The sequence below is a fragment of the Cellulosimicrobium sp. CpK407 genome, assembly GCF_051844275.1.
In the GTDB taxonomy this organism is placed as follows: Bacteria; Actinomycetota; Actinomycetes; order Actinomycetales; family Cellulomonadaceae; genus Cellulosimicrobium; species Cellulosimicrobium cellulans_G.
The window spans coordinates 1-17,931 of the sequence record NZ_JBGNYC010000054.1; the positions used below are offsets into that span (position 1 = coordinate 1).

At 74.6% G+C, this 17,931-nt stretch carries 15 protein-coding genes and 1 pseudogene; 6 read left to right on the top strand and 10 right to left on the bottom strand.

All coding sequences use genetic code 11. The features are described from left to right. The first annotated feature begins 202 nt into the window (after positions 1–202). Positions 203–1,027, top strand: coding sequence for an NAD-dependent protein deacetylase (locus ABWU78_RS18005; RefSeq protein ID WP_353709479.1), 825 nt, complete (start codon positions 203–205; stop codon positions 1,025–1,027). A 93-nt stretch (positions 1,028–1,120) separates the two neighbouring features. On the opposite strand, the gene ABWU78_RS18010 is transcribed toward ABWU78_RS18005, so the two are convergent. Continuing rightward, the gene (locus ABWU78_RS18010) at positions 1,121–1,552 is read right to left on the bottom strand and encodes a nucleoside deaminase (RefSeq protein WP_253054925.1); all 432 of its coding nucleotides are present in this window, start codon (positions 1,550–1,552) and stop codon (positions 1,121–1,123) included. 371 nt (positions 1,553–1,923) lie between these two features. Here ABWU78_RS18010 and upp point away from each other — a divergent pair, with 371 nt between their 5' ends. From upp to ABWU78_RS18025, 3 genes are all read left to right on the top strand, one after another. Then, positions 1,924–2,559 (top strand): uracil phosphoribosyltransferase, encoded by a 636-nt coding sequence (upp, locus tag ABWU78_RS18015; RefSeq protein WP_253054094.1) that lies wholly within the window; start codon positions 1,924–1,926, stop codon positions 2,557–2,559. Between the two features lie 327 nt (positions 2,560–2,886). Beyond that, complete coding sequence (locus ABWU78_RS18020; RefSeq protein ID WP_253054096.1) at positions 2,887–3,573, top strand: winged helix-turn-helix domain-containing protein; 687 nt, start codon at positions 2,887–2,889, stop codon at positions 3,571–3,573. 162 nt (positions 3,574–3,735) lie between these two features. Beyond that, positions 3,736–4,458 carry an NAD(P)-binding oxidoreductase gene (locus ABWU78_RS18025; RefSeq protein ID WP_253054098.1) on the top strand — a complete coding sequence of 241 codons (723 nt, stop codon included), beginning with the start codon at positions 3,736–3,738 and terminating at the stop codon, positions 4,456–4,458. 49 nt (positions 4,459–4,507) lie between these two features. On the opposite strand, the gene ABWU78_RS18030 is transcribed toward ABWU78_RS18025, so the two are convergent. Further along, positions 4,508–8,518: a sigma-70 family RNA polymerase sigma factor gene (locus ABWU78_RS18030; RefSeq protein ID WP_439159112.1), complete on the bottom strand. Its 4,011-nt coding sequence runs from the start codon at positions 8,516–8,518 to the stop codon at positions 4,508–4,510. Between the two features lie 175 nt (positions 8,519–8,693). On the opposite strand from ABWU78_RS18030, the gene ABWU78_RS18035 reads away from it, so the two are divergent. Continuing rightward, entirely contained in the window at positions 8,694–9,491 is a 798-nt protein-coding gene (locus ABWU78_RS18035) for a hypothetical protein (RefSeq protein WP_253054102.1), read from the top strand. Between the two features lie 127 nt (positions 9,492–9,618). On the opposite strand, the gene ABWU78_RS18040 is transcribed toward ABWU78_RS18035, so the two are convergent. Continuing rightward, complete coding sequence (locus tag ABWU78_RS18040) at positions 9,619–9,927, bottom strand: DUF1540 domain-containing protein (protein WP_047234443.1); 309 nt, start codon at positions 9,925–9,927, stop codon at positions 9,619–9,621. A 209-nt stretch (positions 9,928–10,136) separates the two neighbouring features. On the opposite strand from ABWU78_RS18040, the gene ABWU78_RS18045 reads away from it, so the two are divergent. Continuing rightward, positions 10,137–10,865 carry a phosphotransferase family protein gene (locus tag ABWU78_RS18045; protein WP_253054104.1) on the top strand — a complete coding sequence of 243 codons (729 nt, stop codon included), beginning with the start codon at positions 10,137–10,139 and terminating at the stop codon, positions 10,863–10,865. Positions 10,866–10,887: 22 nt separating this feature from the next. Here the strand turns inward: ABWU78_RS18045 and ABWU78_RS18050 are convergent, their stop codons facing one another. From ABWU78_RS18050 to ABWU78_RS18080, 7 genes and pseudogenes are all read right to left on the bottom strand, one after another. Further along, complete coding sequence (locus tag ABWU78_RS18050; protein WP_253054927.1) at positions 10,888–11,289, bottom strand: heat shock protein transcriptional repressor HspR; 402 nt, start codon at positions 11,287–11,289, stop codon at positions 10,888–10,890. A gap of 142 nt (positions 11,290–11,431) precedes the next feature. After that, complete coding sequence (locus ABWU78_RS18055) at positions 11,432–12,424, bottom strand: DnaJ C-terminal domain-containing protein (protein WP_253054106.1); 993 nt, start codon at positions 12,422–12,424, stop codon at positions 11,432–11,434. 160 nt (positions 12,425–12,584) lie between these two features. After that, on the bottom strand, positions 12,585–13,247 hold the full coding sequence (gene grpE / locus ABWU78_RS18060; RefSeq protein WP_353708304.1) for a nucleotide exchange factor GrpE: 663 nt from the start codon (positions 13,245–13,247) through the stop codon (positions 12,585–12,587). Then, complete coding sequence (dnaK, locus tag ABWU78_RS18065; RefSeq protein ID WP_237840560.1) at positions 13,244–15,127, bottom strand: molecular chaperone DnaK; 1,884 nt, start codon at positions 15,125–15,127, stop codon at positions 13,244–13,246. The genes grpE and dnaK overlap by 4 nt, the downstream gene beginning before the upstream one ends. 160 nt (positions 15,128–15,287) lie before the next feature. After that, positions 15,288–15,665, bottom strand: a complete 378-nt coding sequence (locus tag ABWU78_RS18070; protein ID WP_439159113.1) for an alanine--tRNA ligase-related protein — start codon at positions 15,663–15,665, stop codon at positions 15,288–15,290. 22 nt (positions 15,666–15,687) lie between these two features. Further along, positions 15,688–16,683 (bottom strand): annotated as a pseudogene (locus tag ABWU78_RS18075) (alanine--tRNA ligase-related protein); the annotation flags it as partial. Positions 16,684–16,839: 156 nt separating this feature from the next. Further along, a complete protein-coding gene (locus ABWU78_RS18080) occupies positions 16,840–17,796 on the bottom strand; it encodes a cold-shock protein (RefSeq protein ID WP_439159114.1) in 957 nt (318 codons plus the stop codon). Between the last annotated feature and the right edge of the window lie 135 nt (positions 17,797–17,931).

Here is a 17,931-nt window from a genome sequence, read left to right on the forward strand (position 1 = left end):
GCGCCGTCGTACCGTGGGAGACGTGTCCACCGACCCGACCGCGCCGTACCCGAGTGACTCCACCGAACCCTCGACCTCGTCCCCCGCGCACGTGGCGACGTCGGCGGCGGACCTGCCGCGGTCGACCGTCCCGACCCTGACGTCGCGGCTCGCGTGGCGCCCGAGCCAGCCGCCGCCGTCGGGCACGGAGCCGGAGCCGCCGCTGGGGACGGCGGAGGACGCGGTGCGGCTCCTGCGCGGGCTGCGGGTGACGGCCCTGACGGGCGCGGGCCTGTCCACGGACTCGGGCATCCCGGACTACCGCGGTCCGGACTCGCCGCCGCGCAACCCGATGACGTACCAGCAGTTCGTGCAGGACGAGGCGTTCCGGCGCCACTACTGGGCGCGCAACCACGTGGGCTGGCAGCACGTGCACCGCACGCAGCCGAACGCGGGCCACCGTGCGCTGGCCCGGCTGGAGGACGCGGGGGTGCTCGTGGGGCTGATCACGCAGAACGTAGACCTGCTGCACGAGGACGCGGGCAGCCGGAACGTCATCGACCTGCACGGCCGGTACGACCGCGTGATCTGTCTCCAGTGCGGGCGCGTCATCTCGCGCGAGCACCTCGCGGACCGGCTGACGGCGCTCAACCCGGGGTTCATCGAGAGCATCGGCGACGTCGCGGACGTGGAGATCGCGCCGGACGCGGACGCGGTGATCGAGCAGACGTCGCACTTCCGGCCCGCGCCGTGCGAGTTCTGCGGCGGGGTGCTCAAGCCGGAGATCGTGTACTTCGGGGAGAACGTGCCGCGCGAGCGGGTGGAGCGGGCGTACGCGATGGTCGACGAGGGCGACGCGCTGCTCGTGGCGGGGTCGTCGCTGACGGTGATGAGCGGGCTGCGGTTCGTGCGGCACGCGGCGAAGGCGGGCAAGCCGGTCGTGATCGTCAACCGCGGCTGGACGCGCGGCGACCCGCTCGCGACGCTCAAGGTCGACGCCGGCACCACCGAGACCCTCACGACGCTCGCGGAGTCTCTCCCCCGCTGACGCCGAGCACGACACGAGCCCGCGTCGAGCACGACATGAGGGTCGTCATCCGCTCGATAACGACCCTCATGTCGTGTTCGGCGGGGGTCAGCGTCAGCGCTGGGTCGCGAAGAAGGCGCGCAGGAGGCGGGCGCACTCGTCCTCGCGGACGCCGCCCACCACCTCGACGGCGTGGTTGGCGCGCTGGTCGCGCACGAGGTCCCAGACGGAGCCGGTCGCGCCGGCCTTGGGGTCCCACGCGCCGAGCACGAGCCGTTCGACGCGCGCGAGGACGAGCGCCCCGGCGCACATGACGCACGGCTCGAGCGTGACGACGAGCGTGCAGCCCTCGAGCCGCCACTCCCCGCGCGTCGCGGCGGCCTGCCGCAGCGCGAGCACCTCGGCGTGCGCGGTCGGGTCGCCGGTCTCCTCGCGCCGGTTGCGCCCCACGCCCAGCAGCCGCCCGTCCGGCCCGACGACGAGCGCCCCCACGGGCACGTCGTCGCTGGCGAGCGCGTGGGTCGCCTCGTGCAGCGCGAGCCCCATGAGCGCGTCCCAGACCTGGCGGCGCCCCGCGACGGTCCCGGGCGGGAACGTCCCGTCCGCCCACGGCAGGTCGAGCCCGCGTGGCTCCGGGGAGCCGCCGACCGCCGTCGTTCCCGTCGGCCCTTCGGTACCCGACGCCGTCCCCGCGCCCGGGTGGGCGGGGTCGCCGGGGCGAGCGACGTCGTCGGGCACGGGACCTCCGGTGTGTCAGCGGCACGTCGCGGCGTGCCGCGACGAGGCGCCGACACCTCGGTGGCACGGAGAGCTGTCGGTGCGTCACCAGGCTATAGACCGACGAGGCGCTGACAACTCGCGCGTCGGGCGGTTACCGGGCGGTACGGGAGGGCTCGTGGTCGGATACCGTTGTCGCCATGCGCCTGCACGTCGCCGACCACCCGCTCGTGGCCCACAAGCTGACCGTCCTGCGGAACAAGGAGACGGCGTCCCCGACGTTCCGGCTCCTCGTCGACGAGCTGGTCACGCTGCTCGCCTACGAGGCCACGCGCGACGTGCGGGTCGAGCCGCACGAGATCGAGACGCCGGTGACGACGACGATCGGCGTGCGCCTCGCGGAGCCGCGTCCCCTGGTCGTCCCCATCCTGCGGGCAGGCCTGGGGATGCTCGAGGGCATGACGCGCCTCCTGCCGACGGCCGAGGTCGGGTTCCTCGGCATGCAGCGCGACGAGGAGACGCTCGAGGCGGTCACGTACGCGAACCGCCTGCCCGACGACCTGACGGGTCGGCACGTGTTCCTCCTGGACCCGATGCTCGCGACGGGCGGCACGCTCGTGGCCGCGATCGACTACGTGTTCGCGCGCGGTGCGCGGGACGTCACGGCGGTCTGCCTGCTCGCGGCGCCCGAGGGGATCCAGGTGCTGGAGAACGCGGTCGGCGACCGCGTGGACGTCCAGCTCGTGGTCGCCGCGGTCGACGAGCGCCTCAACGAGAAGGCGTACATCGTCCCGGGCCTCGGCGACGCCGGGGACCGCCTCTACGGCGTCGTCTGACCCCTCCCACCTGGGCGGACGCGCGCGACCGAGCCCCCGGTCGAACGGCCCCGCCACCGCCCGCGCCCGGAACGCGAGACTCCGAACGTCCGCATGATGAGAAGTTGCCGGGCTCCTCTTGGCGTACCGCGCGGTGCACTGCCATGCTCGCTCCCGTGAGCACCTCGACCCGTCCCGCCAGCGCGCCGTCCGGCGCGCTCCCGGGCGCGGTCATGTGCGTCTGTTGTCAGGCCTGAACCCTCTCCCGCACCTCGGTTCAGCCCTCGACCCCTGCCGACCCGCCGGTCTCCCGGCGATGCCGTCGGCCCGACGCACCCGGAGCCACCCATGACGCTCACCGCTACCCGTCCCGCCCGCCGCACCTCGTCCCGCGCCGCCGCGCCCCGGGCCCTCGCACCGCAGCACCCCGCCGCGCCGCGCACCGCGCTCGCGCCGGCCCGCCCGGCCGCCACCGACCCGGCCACGCCGCGCCGCAACCCGGGATTCGTCCTCTACGTCGGCGTCGACGCGGCGCCGGGCGAGCAGCCGCAGGCCCAGCTCGTCGAGCTCGCCGAGGCGCTCGGCGAGCTCGCCCGCGACTGGCTGCCGAGCGCCGAGACGTACACGGCCCTCGCGCTCGCCGAGCCCACGACCACGACGTCGTCGCCCGTACAGGACATCGCGGCGTTCCGCGAGCGGCTCGCGACCCTGTCGCCCGTGCCGCGCGTCGTCATCGACCCCGCGGGCCGCACGGTCACGGTCGAGGGCAGGTCGGCGCGCCTGACGTTCCGGGAGCTCGAGCTCCTGTCGTACCTCGCCCGCACGGCGCACCGCGTCGTGACGCGGGCCGAGCTGCTCGAGACCGTGTGGGCCGACCACGAGGTCGCCGCGGGCAGCCGCACCATCGACGTCCACGTGCGACGCCTGCGCGAGAAGCTCGGGCTGGAGCACGTCATCACCACGGTCCGCGGGCTCGGCTACCGGTTCGACCCGCAGACCCCCGTCGTCCTCGGCGGCACGGGGGACGCCGCCTGAGGACCCGCGCTGCCGGGCCACGGTCGACGTGGGGGTACGTGGGGGACCGCGCGCCCGGCAGCGCAACCCCCGCCCCAGGAGCGCCCGGCGTCCCTGCCCAGATGCCCCGGGACGGCGTCGCTTCACCGGGCGCGGACGCCCGCACGGCGATACGTTCGGCCCATGCGCACAGTCATCGCGGGAGGTCACGGCCAGGTCGGCCGTCGCCTGGCCCGGACCCTCGTGGAGCGAGGCGACGACGTCGTCGCCTTCGTGCGGTCCGCCGCGCAGATCACGGACCTCACCGAGCTGGGCGCGCACGTCGCGCTCATCGACCTCGAGAAGGACGACGCCGTCGCGGTGTCGTTCGAGCTGGAGGGCGTCGACGCGGTCGTGTTCGCGGCCGGCGCCGGTCCCGGGAGCGGAGCACCGCGCAAGGACGCGGTCGACCGGGCCGGCGCGGCGCTGCTGGCCGACGCCGCCGAGCGCGCGGGCGTCGGGCGCTACGTCCTCGTCTCCTCCCGCGGCGTCGAGGCCGCGCGGGCCGACGAGCGTCCCGACGACGTCGACGACGTGTTCTGGGCCTACCTGCGCGCCAAGGCTGCGGCCGAGGACGACCTGCGCGCCCGCGACGACCTCGCCTGGACCATCGTGCGGCCCGGGCACCTCACCGACGACCCGGGTGTCGGCCTCGTCGCGCTCGCGCCCGTCGGGGACACGGACAAGCCGCGCGGCAAGCGCCGCAAGCCCGGCGCAGCCGTCGGGGAGCGCTCGGACGTGACGCGCGACGACGTCGCGCTCGTCCTCGCCGCGGTGCTCCACGAGCCGCGGTCCGCCGGGCTCGTCCTCGACCTCGTCGGCGGCGACACGCCCGTCGACGACGCCCTCGAAGGCGTCCTGCCGTAGGGCGGACCGGCTCACCCGTCGCGTCGCCGCTCGGGGCGACCGACGCTCGTCAGCCCTCGCCGCAGCGCTCCCCGCGCTCCCAGAAGAGCCCGATCAGGTCGCGGTCCGGTCGCACGAAGGCGCTGCCGTTGCGCGCCGTGTAGTTCCAGCCGTCGTAGGAGACCTCGGCGTCGTGGTCGTACCAGACGCCCGCCTGCCACTCCGGGGCGCACTCGGCCACGGCGGTGAAGCCCTCGACCTTGAGCTGCTCGGTCCACGAGCGCGTGTGGACGACGTACGTCGCGCCGGACCAGGGCGCCTCGCCCAGGCTCTCGGTGCGCCGCTCCCCGGCTCCGACGGTCCACTCGCCCTTGGCGTGCCCCGTCACCCGGAACGTCACCGGGACGTTCGACCCGGAGTTGTCGAGCAGCACCGACACGGCGCGGTACGAGTGGCCGCGCCTCGCGTCGTAGTACGGGTCGCCGAGGACGAGGCTCGCCGCCGGCTGCTCGACGGCGCAGTCGACCGCGTCGAAGCGCACCGGGAGCGTCTCGGTGAAGGGCACCCCGAGGACCGTGCGCGACAGCACGAGCTCGACCTTGCCGGCCTTGATCGCGAGCGCGCCCGTCGCGAGGTCGGCGCCCGCGCTCGCCCCGGGGGCGACGTCGCCCAGGTCACGGTCACCGAACGGCGTGCGCGCGACGACGTGCATCGCCTCGGTCGAGTCGTTGCGCAGCCCGACGGAGAGCACGACCCCGCCCGTCCCCGGGGCGCACTGCGCGGACACCGTCGGGGTGGCCGACCAGTCAGGCTGGTAGCCGGCACCCTGGTACCGCGCGGTGAGACGCGCGTCCGCGAAGGGCGTGCCGAGCACGGTGCGCGACTGGCGGAACGTGACGGCGCCGGCCTTCACGTCGAGCGCTCGCGTGTCCACGGTGAGGGTCACGGTCACGCCGGGCGCGACCTGCCGCGCGGGAGCCGAGTCCCCGTAGCCCGCGGCCGACATGACGACGTCGATCGTCTCGGGCGAGTCGTTGGTCAGCGTGCCGACGATCTTCACCGACCCGTCCTGCCAGCCGGCGTCGACCGTCGCCGAGGTCGCCCACCGCGGGTCGTACGTCACGGCGGCGTAGCGGGCCTCGACCGTCGTCGGCGCCGGGCCCGCAGGCGCCGCGCGCTCGACCGTGAACGTCGCCGTCCCGGCCGGGACGGACAGCGCCTTCGCGTCCACGGTGAACGTCGCGTCCGCGCCCGGGGCCACGTCGACCGGTGCGGCGTCGCCGTGCGGCGTCGACATCCCGACGCGGAGCGTGGTCGTCGAGTACGGGTTGTGGAACGTGCCCGTCACGACGGACGTCCCGACCCCGGCACCGGACGGCACCGCCCAGGCCGCCGTCGCGCGCGCCGCGCCCGTGACCGGCTTCCAGTCGAAGCAGTCGATCGCCGGGTGCTCGCCGGCGACGATCTCGTGGGTGAACTGCCGTCCCGCCACCGTGGTCGAGAGGACGACCCGGGCGTCCCCGGCGGGCAGCCAGCCCCCGGTCCCGCCGCGCAGGTCGACGCTCCGTCCCGGGGCGACCGGAACGGCGTCGTGGGCGGTGCCGGCGACCACGAGGGCTGCCCGGAGATCGCCGTAGGCCGTGCGATTCGTGAAGGGGACCGTCACCGATGCGGCACCGGCCTCACCACGGGCGCTGCACTGCACGCGCAGGCCGTCCCCGTCGACCCCCGACGCCGCGCCCTCCCACGGCCGGGCCACGTCGACCGAGGCGTCCGCGCTCCCGGCTCGCGCGTCCGGGGCCGTCCCGCGCAGGCGGACCACGGCCTTCTCGACCGCCCGGTCACGGTCCGCGACGAGCGTCAGCGGGACCGTGGACGCGGCGCCGGGTGCGAGGCTCGTGCCGGAGGGGGCGGCACACGTCACGCTCCGACCCTCGTCCGTGGCGCACGTCCAGACCCCGGCGGACCCGCCGGCGAGGGTGACGCCGGGCGGGAGGTCGACGGCGAGGCGCGGCTCGACGAGCGGCTGGTCACCGCTGTTGCGCACCACGACGCGCAGGACTCCCTCTCCCGGGTTGTCCAGGCGCAGTCCGTCGGACGGCGCCACGACGCGGACCTCGGGCCCGTAGTACCGGACGGGCGCCGACGGGAAGGTCCACGGCTTCGCCGGGATGCCGGTGGCGCGCACGGACGCGGCGAAGGGCGGGTAGTCGCCCCCGGACTCGGCCTCGACGCGGACGACGAGCTCCTGGCTCTCTCCGGGGTCGAGGATGCCGACCGAGCACGTGACCAGGCTCGTCCCGTCCGGCTGGGGCACCGCGCTGCCGCACGGGAGCGAGGCCGCGGACAGGGGGCTGCCGACGACGGTCCCGCGCGCGACGAGCGACGAGCCCGGGGTCGTCACGCCCGCCGGGAGCGTGAGGTCGACGAAGACCTCCTCCGCCGCTCGACCGCCGGTGTTCGAGGCGGTGATGACGAGGTCCGCGGGGACGCGCGCCGCGAGCGTGACCGGGGCGAGCGACAGCTCGAGGGCCGCCGGCGCGGGCTCGGGCGTTCCCGTGCCCGGGTCGGTCGGCCCGGGCGTGCCCGTCCCGGGATCGGTGGGCGCAGGCGTGCCGGGGCCGGTGGACCCGCCCGGCGTCGTCGTGCCCGGCGTCGACCCGACGGGCGTGGAGCCGTCGGTGGACCCGCCGCCGGTCCCGGTCGTGTCGCCCGAACCGGCGGTGGTCTGGTCGGTCGGGGCGGGCGGGATGTTCGTGGGCGACGTCGGGTCGGTGGTGGGGTCCGGCGTCGTCGTGGTCCCCGTGGTCGGTGACGCGGACGGGGACGGAGAGGACTGCGAGGTCGGGGTGGGGGCCGGGTCCGACGAGAACGCGCCGAGCGCGCCCGCGACGCCGAGCCCGGCGACCGTGAGCACGCCGACCGTGACGGCGGCCGCGGCGAGCGGCGCGGACGTGACGAGCGCGACGAGCCCACCGGCACCCGCGGCGGCGAGCGCGCCGCTGCCCGCGGCAGCGCCTCCGGCCGCCGCTGCCGCCCCGCCGACGGACGCCGCGCCGGTCCCGACCGCGGCGCCGGAACCACCGGCCGCGCTCGCGGCCGCTCCCGCTCCCCCGACGGCACCGGTGCCCGCCGCGCCACCACCGGCGCCCGCGCCCGCACCGCCGGACCCGCCGGCCGCACCGGACCCGCCGGCCGATCCCGCGCCACCGCTCGACGAGCCCTGCAGGGCGGCACCGACACCGCCGGCGACGGCCGCGCCGCCGACCGTCGGGAGCGCCGTCCCGACGAGGCCGAGCGCGCCGACGCCGAGGACCAGGGGGGCGATGACGGCGCGCATGCCGTGCGACACGTCGCCCAGCTCCAGCACGAGCGCGCGGCACTCGCCGCAGCCGTCGAGGTGCGACTCCACGCGCGCCGTCTCGCGCTTGGCGAGCCCGCCGCGCACGTACGACCCGAGGAGCGCGTTGACCGTGCGGCACTCCTCGGCGGGCACGGACGTCAGGTGCTGCTGGAGGTACGCCTGCCGCAGCCCCTCGCGCGCGCGGTAGGCGAGCGCGGACACGCCGTTCGCGGTGAGACCCAGGATCGGCGCGATCTCGGCCGGGGAGAGGTTCTCGACCTCCGTGTACCAGAGCACGGCGCGCCACCGCTCGGGGAGGTCCTGGTAGGCGCGCGTGACCGTCGAGCGCTCGAACCCCTCGAGGGTCGGGTCCTCGGTGGACGCCATGGGACCGAACGCCGTCTCGAACGTGCGCTCGTCGTCCGTCGGCTGGGTGCGCCGCGCGCCGTTGACGAGGTCGTAGGAGAGGCGTCGGACGACGGTGAAGAGGTAGGCGCGGAAGGTGACGTCGGGCCCGCCCCCGCCCTGCAGGACGGAGAGCGTGCGGGCGAACGCGTCGGAGACGACGTCGTCGGCGTCGGCGGTCGAGCGGACGTACTGGCGCGCGACCGTCCGGGCCGCGGCGGCGTGGCGCTCGTACAGCACGCCGTAGGCGCTGGTGTCGCCCTCGCGCACGGCGGAGATGAGCTCGGCGTCGCTGAAGGCCTCGCTCCACACCCGTTCCTGCGCCTGCGTCATGTCACCCGCCCCGGAGACCGCCCCGATCCGAGGCGTACGGTGGCCATAGTAGACGGCCGTCCAACTTCGGGGCAGAGGGCGTCCGGCGACGGAACGGTAACGGCCGGAGTCCTCCCCGTTCGCCCGATTTCACCTCGGACCCCGCGTCCCGGGAACTTCTTCGCCGACTCGCGTCATGGATCGGCCGCTCGTCCGTCTCATCGACATGGACCACCTCCACGGGTACACCGTGCCCGCTCCCGACGCGGTACGCGAGCGCTGGCGTCGCGCGAGCGCCGAGAGCGTCTGGCTGCGACCGGGCGACTGGTACCACCCTGCCGTCGACGCCCTCGCCGAGGCGCTGTGCGAGGAGCGGGACGGGACGCCGGCCGCCGAACGGCTCGGCCGGGTGCGGGCCGAGGCGGGGGTCGGGATCGGCGAGGCCATCGACGACGTGGTGTGCCTGTACCGGGCGCACGACCGCGAGCCGGGGACCGACCTGCTCCGCGCGGTCGCGGTCGGGTGGTCCGACGGCTACGAGGCGACCCCCGTGACGCCCGAGGTCATGGACCCCGAGTCCGGCCTCGCGACGTCCCAGTACCTGGTCCAGCGGCTCCGGGAGACGTACGGCGTCGCCCAGCGCGCCGGGGTCGACGCCGCCGCGACGCACGGCCTGCTCGTCGTGGACGTCGCGCTCGACCACCTGACCGGGTGGCAGCGCTTCGCGCGGTCGGCGGCGATGGGTCGCGCGCTCACCCACACGTTCGGCGACGGCCACCCCATGGCCTCGCTCGGCAACGGGCTCTTCGTCGTGCTCGGGGAGCGCGGCGCCGACGACGACGCGCTGCGCACCGTGCTCCGCCACAACATCGAGCGCACGGGGCTCGCGCTGGGCGTCACGGCGATCCTGCGGCGACCGCCGCGCGTCTGGGCCGAGCCGCTCCCCCGCACCCACGCCGCTGCTGTCCAGCTGCTCGACGCGCTCCAGCGCTGACGACCGCCGACGACCGCCGACGACGCGGCGACGCCCCGGCCGCGCGGGCGAGCGCGCGGACGGGGCGTCCGGGGGCGTCTGCGGCCGGTGGGTGACCGGCCGCCTCCGAGGAGGTCGAGGTCGCGCGTCAGCGCGGGGTGAAGGTGAGGCAGTCGGCCTTGTCCTCGCCGGACGCGCCGGCGCCCACGCGGATCGACGGGGCCGAGCACTCGAGCGAGGAGTTGTGGACGCACTCGGTGCGCTGGCACGCCCCGACGTGCGCGAGCACCTTCTCGAGGCCGCCCTTGGTCCCCAGCGGGATGAAGGTCGCGCACTCGGCGTCGCCCGCGTGACCGGCGATGGTCACCGCGCCGGCGTGGCACCCGTGGTCGTGGTTGTAGCCGCAGCCGTCGATGGAACACTCGACGACCTGGGGCATCTCCGTGAGGCTGCTCATCGCGATCTCCTGTTCTCCGAGGACCCGTGGCGGGCCGGGCTTCCGCGTCCACGGTATTCCCGGAATTCTGCGGTGTATAGCAAGGAAGGCCTTGCTAAGAAATGCAGAAATATCCATCAATTAGCGCACGGCATTCTTGCGGAAATGCCTGACCAGGGCTGATGCCGCGGCCCTCGTCAGGAGGGCAGGAGAGGCGTAGCGTCGTTCTCATGGCCCCCTCGCTCGGCGCGCCGCTGTTCTCGGGCGCCGACGCCGACCTGTACGCGGTCGGCGCCGACCGCGTCCTGCGACGCTCGCGCTCGGGGGCCGACTCGGTCGGCACCGCGGAGGTGATGCGGCACGTGCGCGCCGCGGGCTTCCCGGCCCCGCGCGTCGACGCCGCGTCGGACGGCGACCTCACCATGGAGCTCCTGCGGGGCCCGACGCTCCTGCAGTCGATCCTCGGCGGCCGGACGTCGCTCGCCGCGGCGGCCCGGACCCTCGTCGCGCTGCACGACGCGCTGCACGCCGTCCCGCCCCCGGCGCGGGGCGGACCCGCGTACGCCGCGCTCACCGCGCCGTCGCCCGCGGCCCTCGACGAGCCCGCCGCCGGGCGGTCGTGCGTCGTGCACCTCGACCTGCACCCGGCGCACGTCGTGCTCACCGCCGACGGCCCCGCCGTCCTGCACTGGACGAACGCCCGGCTCGGACCACCCGGACTCGACCTCGCCGTGACCGCCGTCGTCCTCGCGGAGGTCGCCGCCGACGAGGACGACGAGCTCGCGCCCGGCGCACGGGTCCTGCTGGACGCGTTCCTCCACCTGGCCGACCCGGCGCTCCTGCGGCACCTCGACGCCGCCGCGCGGACCCGCGCCGCGGACCCCGGCCTCGACCCCTCGGAGGCCGCGCTCGTCCCGGCCGCCGCGGCGCTCGTCGCGCGCGAGGCGCGCCGGAGCTGAGACCTGGGCGGAACGGCCGAGGTCAGGGCCCCGCGTCGTCGGGCCGGGGCCGCCAGATGACGAGCGCGCGCGCCTCGCCGTGCTCGACGAGCGTCTCGCGCAGCGCCTCCTCGACCCCGCGGCGCACGCTGCGCCCGCGCGGCACGACGACGACGTCGCCGCTCGCCGCCGCCGCGAACACCCGGCCGCCGGGCTCGACGCGCGCGGAGAGCGCCTCGATGCGGCGCTCCAGGCGCTCGACCTGCGACTCGAGCGCGAGGATGCGCTGGATGCCCGCGAGGTTGATGCCCTCGTCGTGGCTGAGCCGCTGCACCTCGAGCAGCTTCGCGACGTCGCGCAGCGAGTAGCGCCGGCCGCGGCCCGCGGTCCGGCGCGGCACGACGAGGCCGAGGCGGTCGTACTGGCGCAGCGTCTGCGGGTGCATCCCCGCGAGCGTCGCGGCCTGGGAGATGACGAGGACGGGCGCGTCCTGGTCGACGTCGCTCGCCGGAGCCCGTCCGGCGCCCCGTGGTGAGTCCTCGCCGACCGGGAGGCTCTGAGTCTTCCGGTGGGCCATCACGGCCCTCCTACTCCGCGGCCTGGCGGACCAGGTCGGCCCGCACGTCCTGACCGTCCGTCTCGGCCGCGAACGTCTCGACCGCCTCGCGCGCCGCCTTCGAGAGCTTCTGCGGCACCGCGACCTGCACGGTGACGAGCAGGTCGCCGGTCGCCTTCGCCGTCTTCACGCCGCGGCCCTTGACGCGCAGCGTGCGACCGGACGGCGTCCCGGCCGGGACCTTGACCTTGACCGACGCGCCGTCGAGCGTGGGCACGCTGATCGTCGCCCCGAGCGCGGCCTCGGCGAACGTCACCGGGACGGTCGCCCGCAGGTTGTTCCCGTCGAGCGAGAACACCGGGTGCGGGGTGACGTGGACGGTGACGACGAGGTCGCCGTCGGGACCGCCGGCCATGCCCGGGCGGCCCTTGCCGCGCAGCCGGATCTTCTGGCCGTCGCGCACGCCCGGCGGGATGCGGGTGGTGACGTTGCGGCCGTCGACCGTGAAGGTGACGGTGGACCCCTCGACCGCCTGGCGGAACGGGAGGGTCGTGGCCGCGGCCACGTCCGCCCCGGCCCGCGGGCGGGGCCCGCCGCCGAACTGCTGCGCTCCCGCGCCGCCGAACATCGAGCCGAGGATGTCCTCGAAGCCGCCCGCGCCCTGGCCGCCGGTCGAGTAGCGGACCCGGGTGCCGCCCGGGCCGCCGCCGCCGAACATGCCGCCGAACACGTCCTCGAACCCGGCGCCCCCGGCGCCGCCGGGGCCCGCGGAGAAGCGAGCACCGCCGCCGGCCATCGCCCGGATCGCGTCGTACTGCTCGCGCTCCTTGGCGTCCGACAGCACGGCGTACGCCTCGCCGATCTCCTTGAACTTCGCCTCGGCGCCCGCGTCACCCTGGTTCTGGTCGGGGTGGTACTTGCGCGCGAGCTTGCGGTAGGCCTTCTTGATCGTGGCGTCGTCGGCGTCCTTGGGGACGCCGAGCGCGGCGTAGAAGTCCTTCTCCATCCAGTCCTGTCCGGTCACGGCGCCTCCCTCCTGTCGGTGGTCGTGGTCCTGGTCCTTCGTGTCGTGCCTGCTGTCGATGCTGCTGCTCGTGATCCTCGCGTGCCCGACGGCGGAGCGCACCTCCGCGCGGGAGGTGCGCCCGCGCCGTCGGGCACGCGGGGGACGCCGGTGGTCCCGCCTACTGGGGGCCGACGACCGAGACGCGCGCGGCGCGCACGACACGGTCCCCGATCCGGTAGCCCGGCTCGATGACGAGGTTCACCGTGGTGGCGGTGGCCTCGGGGTCGGGCTGGTGCATGAGCGCCTCGTGGACGGTGGGGTCGAACTCGTCCCCGACCGCGCCGTAGCGCTCGATCCCGAACTTCTCGAGCGACGCGTCGAGCTTGTCGGAGATGGCCGCGAACGGCCCCGTCAGCTCGCCGTGCTGCCGCGCGCGGTCGATGTCGTCGAGGACCGGGAGGAGGGCGGTGAGCACGTCCTCGATCCCCTTCGTGCGCGCGGCCTCCTGGTCGCGCAGCGACCGGTTGCGGTAGTTCGTGAAGCTCGCCCGCTCGCGCTGGAGCGCGTCGAGGTGCTCCGCGGCCTCGGCCTTGGCGGCCAGGACGGCCGCGTCGACCTCGGCCTCGTCGGACGGCTCGAAGTCGAGGCCCGCGAGCGGGTCCGTCTCCGCGTCGTCCCCGGCCGAGCCGCCGGCGGAGCCGGCGCCCGCGCCCTCGCGCGGGCGGCCGGTCTCCGGGTCGACCTTGCGCTTGTCGGTGAACTGGAACGGCTTGTCCTCGGGGCCCTGACCGGGCTCGCGCCCGGCCTGCTCCTCGGGGCCCCGGTCCTCGGGGGACGTCACTTCTTGTCGTCCTCGTCGTCCACGATCTCGGCGTCGACGACGTCCTCGTCCGGAGCGGACGTCGCACCTGCGGCCGCGGTGGCGTCGTCCTGCGCGGCGCCGGGGTTGCCGGCGGCCTGCTCCTGCTCGGCCGAGGCGTAGAGCGCCTGGCCGATCTTCTGCGAGGACGCGACGAGCTTCTCGTGCGCGGTCTTCACGGCGTCGGCGTCCTCGCCCTCGAGCGCGGACTTCACCGACGCGATGTCGGCCTCGACCTCGGTGACGACGTCGGCGGGGAGCTTCTCCTTGTTCTCGGAGACGAGCTTCTCGGTCGAGTAGACGAACGCCTCGGCCTGGTTGCGGGTCTCGGCCTCCTCGCGACGCTTCTTGTCCTCGGCCGCGTGCTCCTCGGCCTCCTTGACCATGCGGTCGATGTCCTCCTTGGGCAGCGCCGAGCCGCCCGTGATGGTCATCTTCTGCTCCTTGCCGGTGCCGCGGTCCTTGGCGCCGACGTGGACGATGCCGTTCGCGTCGATGTCGAAGGTGACCTCGATCTGCGGCACGCCGCGCGGGGCCGGCGCGATGCCGGTCAGCTCGAACGTGCCGAGCGGCTTGTTGTCGCGCGCGAACTCGCGCTCGCCCTGGAACACCTGGATGAGCACCGACGGCTGGTTGTCCTCGGCCGTCGAGAAGATCTCGCTGCGCTTGGTCGGGATGGCCGTGTTGCGCTCGATGAGCTTGGTCATCACGCCGCCCTTGGTCTCGATGCCGAGGGACAGCGGGGTGACGTCGATGAGCAGGACGTCCTTGCGGTCGCCGGAGATGACGCCGGCCTGCAGGGCCGCGCCGACGGCGACGACCTCGTCCGGGTTGACGCCCTTGTTGGGCTCCTTGCCGCCCGTGAGCTCCTTGACGACGTCGGTCACGGCCGGCATGCGGGTGGAGCCACCCACGAGCACGACGTGGTCGATGTCGGAGACGGAGACGCCCGCGTCGGAGATGACCTTGTGGAACGGGGCCTTCGTCCGGTCGAGGAGGTCCTGCGTCATCTGCTGGAACTGGGCGCGCGTGAGCTTCTCGTCCAGGTGGATCGGGCCGTTCTCGCTCATCGAGAGGTACTGCATCGAGATGGTGGTGCTCGTCGCGGACGAGAGCTCCTTCTTCGCCTGCTCGGCGGCCTCGCGCAGACGCTGGAGCGCGATCTTGTCCTTGGACAGGTCGACGCCCGAGCTGTTCTTCACCTGCTTGATGAGGTGCTCGACGATACGGTTGTCCCAGTCGTCGCCACCGAGGCGGTTGTCGCCCGAGGTCGCGCGGACCTGGATCGTGGAGAAGTCGTCCTCGTCCTTGCCGACCTCGAGGAGCGAGACGTCGAACGTGCCGCCGCCCAGGTCGAAGACGAGGATGAGCTCGTCCTCCTTGCCCTTCTCCAGCCCGTACGCGAGCGCGGCCGCGGTGGGCTCGTTGACGATGCGGGTCACGTTGAGGCCCGCGATCTGCCCGGCGTCCTTGGTCGCCTGGCGCTCGGCGTCGTTGAAGTACGCCGGGACGGTGACGACCGCGTCGGTGACGGGCTCGCCCAGGTACTCCTCGGCGTCGCGCTTGAGCTTGCCCAGGATGCGCGCGGAGATCTCCTGCGCGGTGTACTTCTTGTCGTCGATCTCCACCGACCAGTCGGTGCCCATGTGGCGCTTCACCGAGCTGATGGTGCGGTCGACGTTCGTGACCGCCTGACGCTTGGCGACCTCGCCGACGAGGACCTCGCCGGTCTTGGAGAAGGCGACCACCGACGGCGTCGTGCGCGACCCCTCGGCGTTCGCGATGACGGTGGGCTCTCCGCCCTCGAGGACGGCCACCACCGAGTTGGTGGTGCCGAGGTCGATCCCGACTGCTCGTGCCATGTGTGCTGCCTCCGTTGTGGATGGGGTGCCCGACGGCGCACGCGCGCCCGGGCACACCGGGTTGAGTCTGCTTCACTCAAGGTAGGCACCGGGTGCGCTCGCGCGCAAGCCCGATCACCAGAACTTGAGTCCATCAGGCTCAACCTTCACCCAGGGCGAACTATTCCCCGCTCGTCGCGGCCGCCCGCGAGCGCGCCCGCTGGCGCTCCCGCTGCAGCGCGTAGCCCTCCCGCCAGTCCGGGGCGAGGGCCATGTCGCGGCGCCGGACCTCGTCGACCGACAGCTCGACGGGGAAGCCCCAGGTGTCCGCCAGCACGAACAGGTCGTCCCCGGTGACCGTCGCGCCCCCGAGCTTCTCGAGCTCCCGGAGCCCGCGGTGCACCGTGCGACGGAAGCGCGACTCCTCGTCGCGCAGGACCGTGCTCAGCTCCTCGCGCTGCGCGACCAGGCCCGGGTAGCCGTCGCCGTACGTCTCGGCCACGACGGCGACCAGGTCGTCGGCGAACCGCTCGTCCAGGCCGAGGTGGAGGGCGTGCACGACCGCCCGGGACGAGCCGCCGCAGGACGTACCCGTGCGCCTTGTTGCTCGGGCGCACCCCGTCGGCGGCAAGGAACGTCGCGGCCCGGACGTGGTCGGCGATCACGCGGAACGGGCGCGGGTCGTCCTCGTACGCGCGACCGCTGAGCGACTCGAGCCGGTCCACCAGCGGGCGCAGGAGGCTCACGTCGAACACGTCGGCGGTCGCCAGGGCGGCCGCGGCGATGCGCTCGAGCCCGCCCCCGAAGTCGATGCTCGGGTCGTCGAGGGGGACGAAGCCCTCGGTGGTCCGGCGGTAGCGCATGAACACCTGGTTGCCGATCTCGACGAACCGGCCCCCGTCGCTCGCGGGATGGGGCTCACCGGCCGCCGGGTCGTGGTGCTCGGGGCCGAGGTCGTAGAAGACCTCCGAGTCGGGCCCGCACGGGTCTCCCACCGGCGTGCCCTCCAGGCCGCCTCCCCGGCTCCACCAGTTCTCCTCGGCGTCGTAGAAGAAGACGCGACCGCCGCGCGTCCCGTCGCGGTCGCCGTCCGCGCGGGAACCCACGTCCACGAGCGGCGCCTCGATCCCGTGCTCGGCGAACACCGTGACCCAGGCGCGAGCCGCCGCGTCGTCACGCGGGATCCCGTGCTCGGGCGACCCTCGGAAGCACGTGACGTACAGCCGCTCGAGGTCGACGCCGACCTGCGCGAGGAAGTCGGCGAACCACCGGATCTGCTGCTCCACGTCGGCAGACCCCAGGCTCCAGTTGCCCAGCATCTCGAAGAAGGTCGTGTGCCGCCGGTCCCCGACCTCGTCGATGTCCTGCGCCCGCACGCACGGCTGCGAGTCGACCAGGAGACGCCCCGCGTCGTGCTCCCGCACGCCCAGCAGGTAGGGCATCAGCGGCTGCATCCCCGCGCCCGTGAACAGCGTCGTCGGGTCGTCGCGGAGCACCAGGGGCGCTCGCTCGATCACGGCGTGCCCCCGGGAGGCGAAGAACTCGAGATAGGCCGCGCGGATCTCCTGGGCGTTCATCCGACGACCCTAGGGACGGCGCCCGCGGTCTTCCAGGGCATATCGTCGACGACGGGCGACGGCTCTCGCGCGGCGAGGCCGCTCGGGCCGCTCAGGCCCGACGTCGGCTGCCGGACGGGGTGGGGTCGGCGCGCCGGGCACCGACCCCACCCGCGCTCACAGCAGCTCGACGCGGTCGGCCTGCGGGCCCCGGTCGCTCTGGCGCACCGCGAACCGGACGCGGTCGCCCTCCTCCAGGACCTCGTCGCCCCGGACGACCGACACGTGCACGAACAGGTCCTCGCCCCCGGCGTCGGGCGTGATGAACCCGAAGCCACGGTCCGCGTCGTAGCGCGCGACGGTGCCCTCGCCCCCGCGCACCGGCCTGCCGGACCCGCCCGGACGACCGGAGCGGTCCGAGCGCCCCGACCGATCGGGGCGACCGCGGTCGGCGGACGGGCGCGCGCCGCCGGAGCCGCGCACGAGCTGCACGTTGCGGGCGTTGGGCCCCTTGTCCCCCGCGACGACGTCGTACGTCACGCGCGCGCCCTCGGCGAGCTCGGACAGGCCGTGGCCGAGCGCGCTGACGTGGACGAAGACGTCGTCGCCACCGCCGTCGGGGACGACGAAGCCGAAGCCCTTGACGTCGTCGTACCAGGACACCGTGCCGTCCGCGCCGTCGGACGCCGGACGCGCGGCCTCCGCCCCGAGCGGCAGCAGGTGGTCGGCCTGCGGACCCTTCTCCCCCTCGACGACGAGGAACGCGACCCGCTGCCCCTCCGAGACCACGCCGCCCCCGACGATCGCGGAGCTGTGCAGGAAGATCTCGGCGCTGCCGCCGTCGGGCGTCACGAAGCCGTACCCCTTGCTCGGCTCGTACCACGCGACGGTGCCGAGCACGCCCAGGGGCGCGTCGGCAGCCCGGTCACCCGTGACGCGGACGCGGCGCGCCTGCGGGCCGCGGTCGCCCTCGCCCACCTCGAACTCGACGGCCTGCCCCTCGCGGAGCTGCTTCGGTCCGTCGTCGCCGACGATCTCGGACGCGTGGACGAACAGGTCCTCCGCCTCGTTCCCGAGGTCGATGAAGCCGAACCCTCGGTCGGCGTCGAACCATCGGACAGTTCCCTGGGGCACGGAGTACTCCTCGTCTTGGCAGGCAGTGCTGCCACCCATTGTCCCCCAGGTCTCGGCGCCCACCGCGCGCCGCCCTTGACGAACCGCTGCCCGGTGCGGGTTCATAAGGAGTGCATCGTTAAGTTCCCTGAGAGT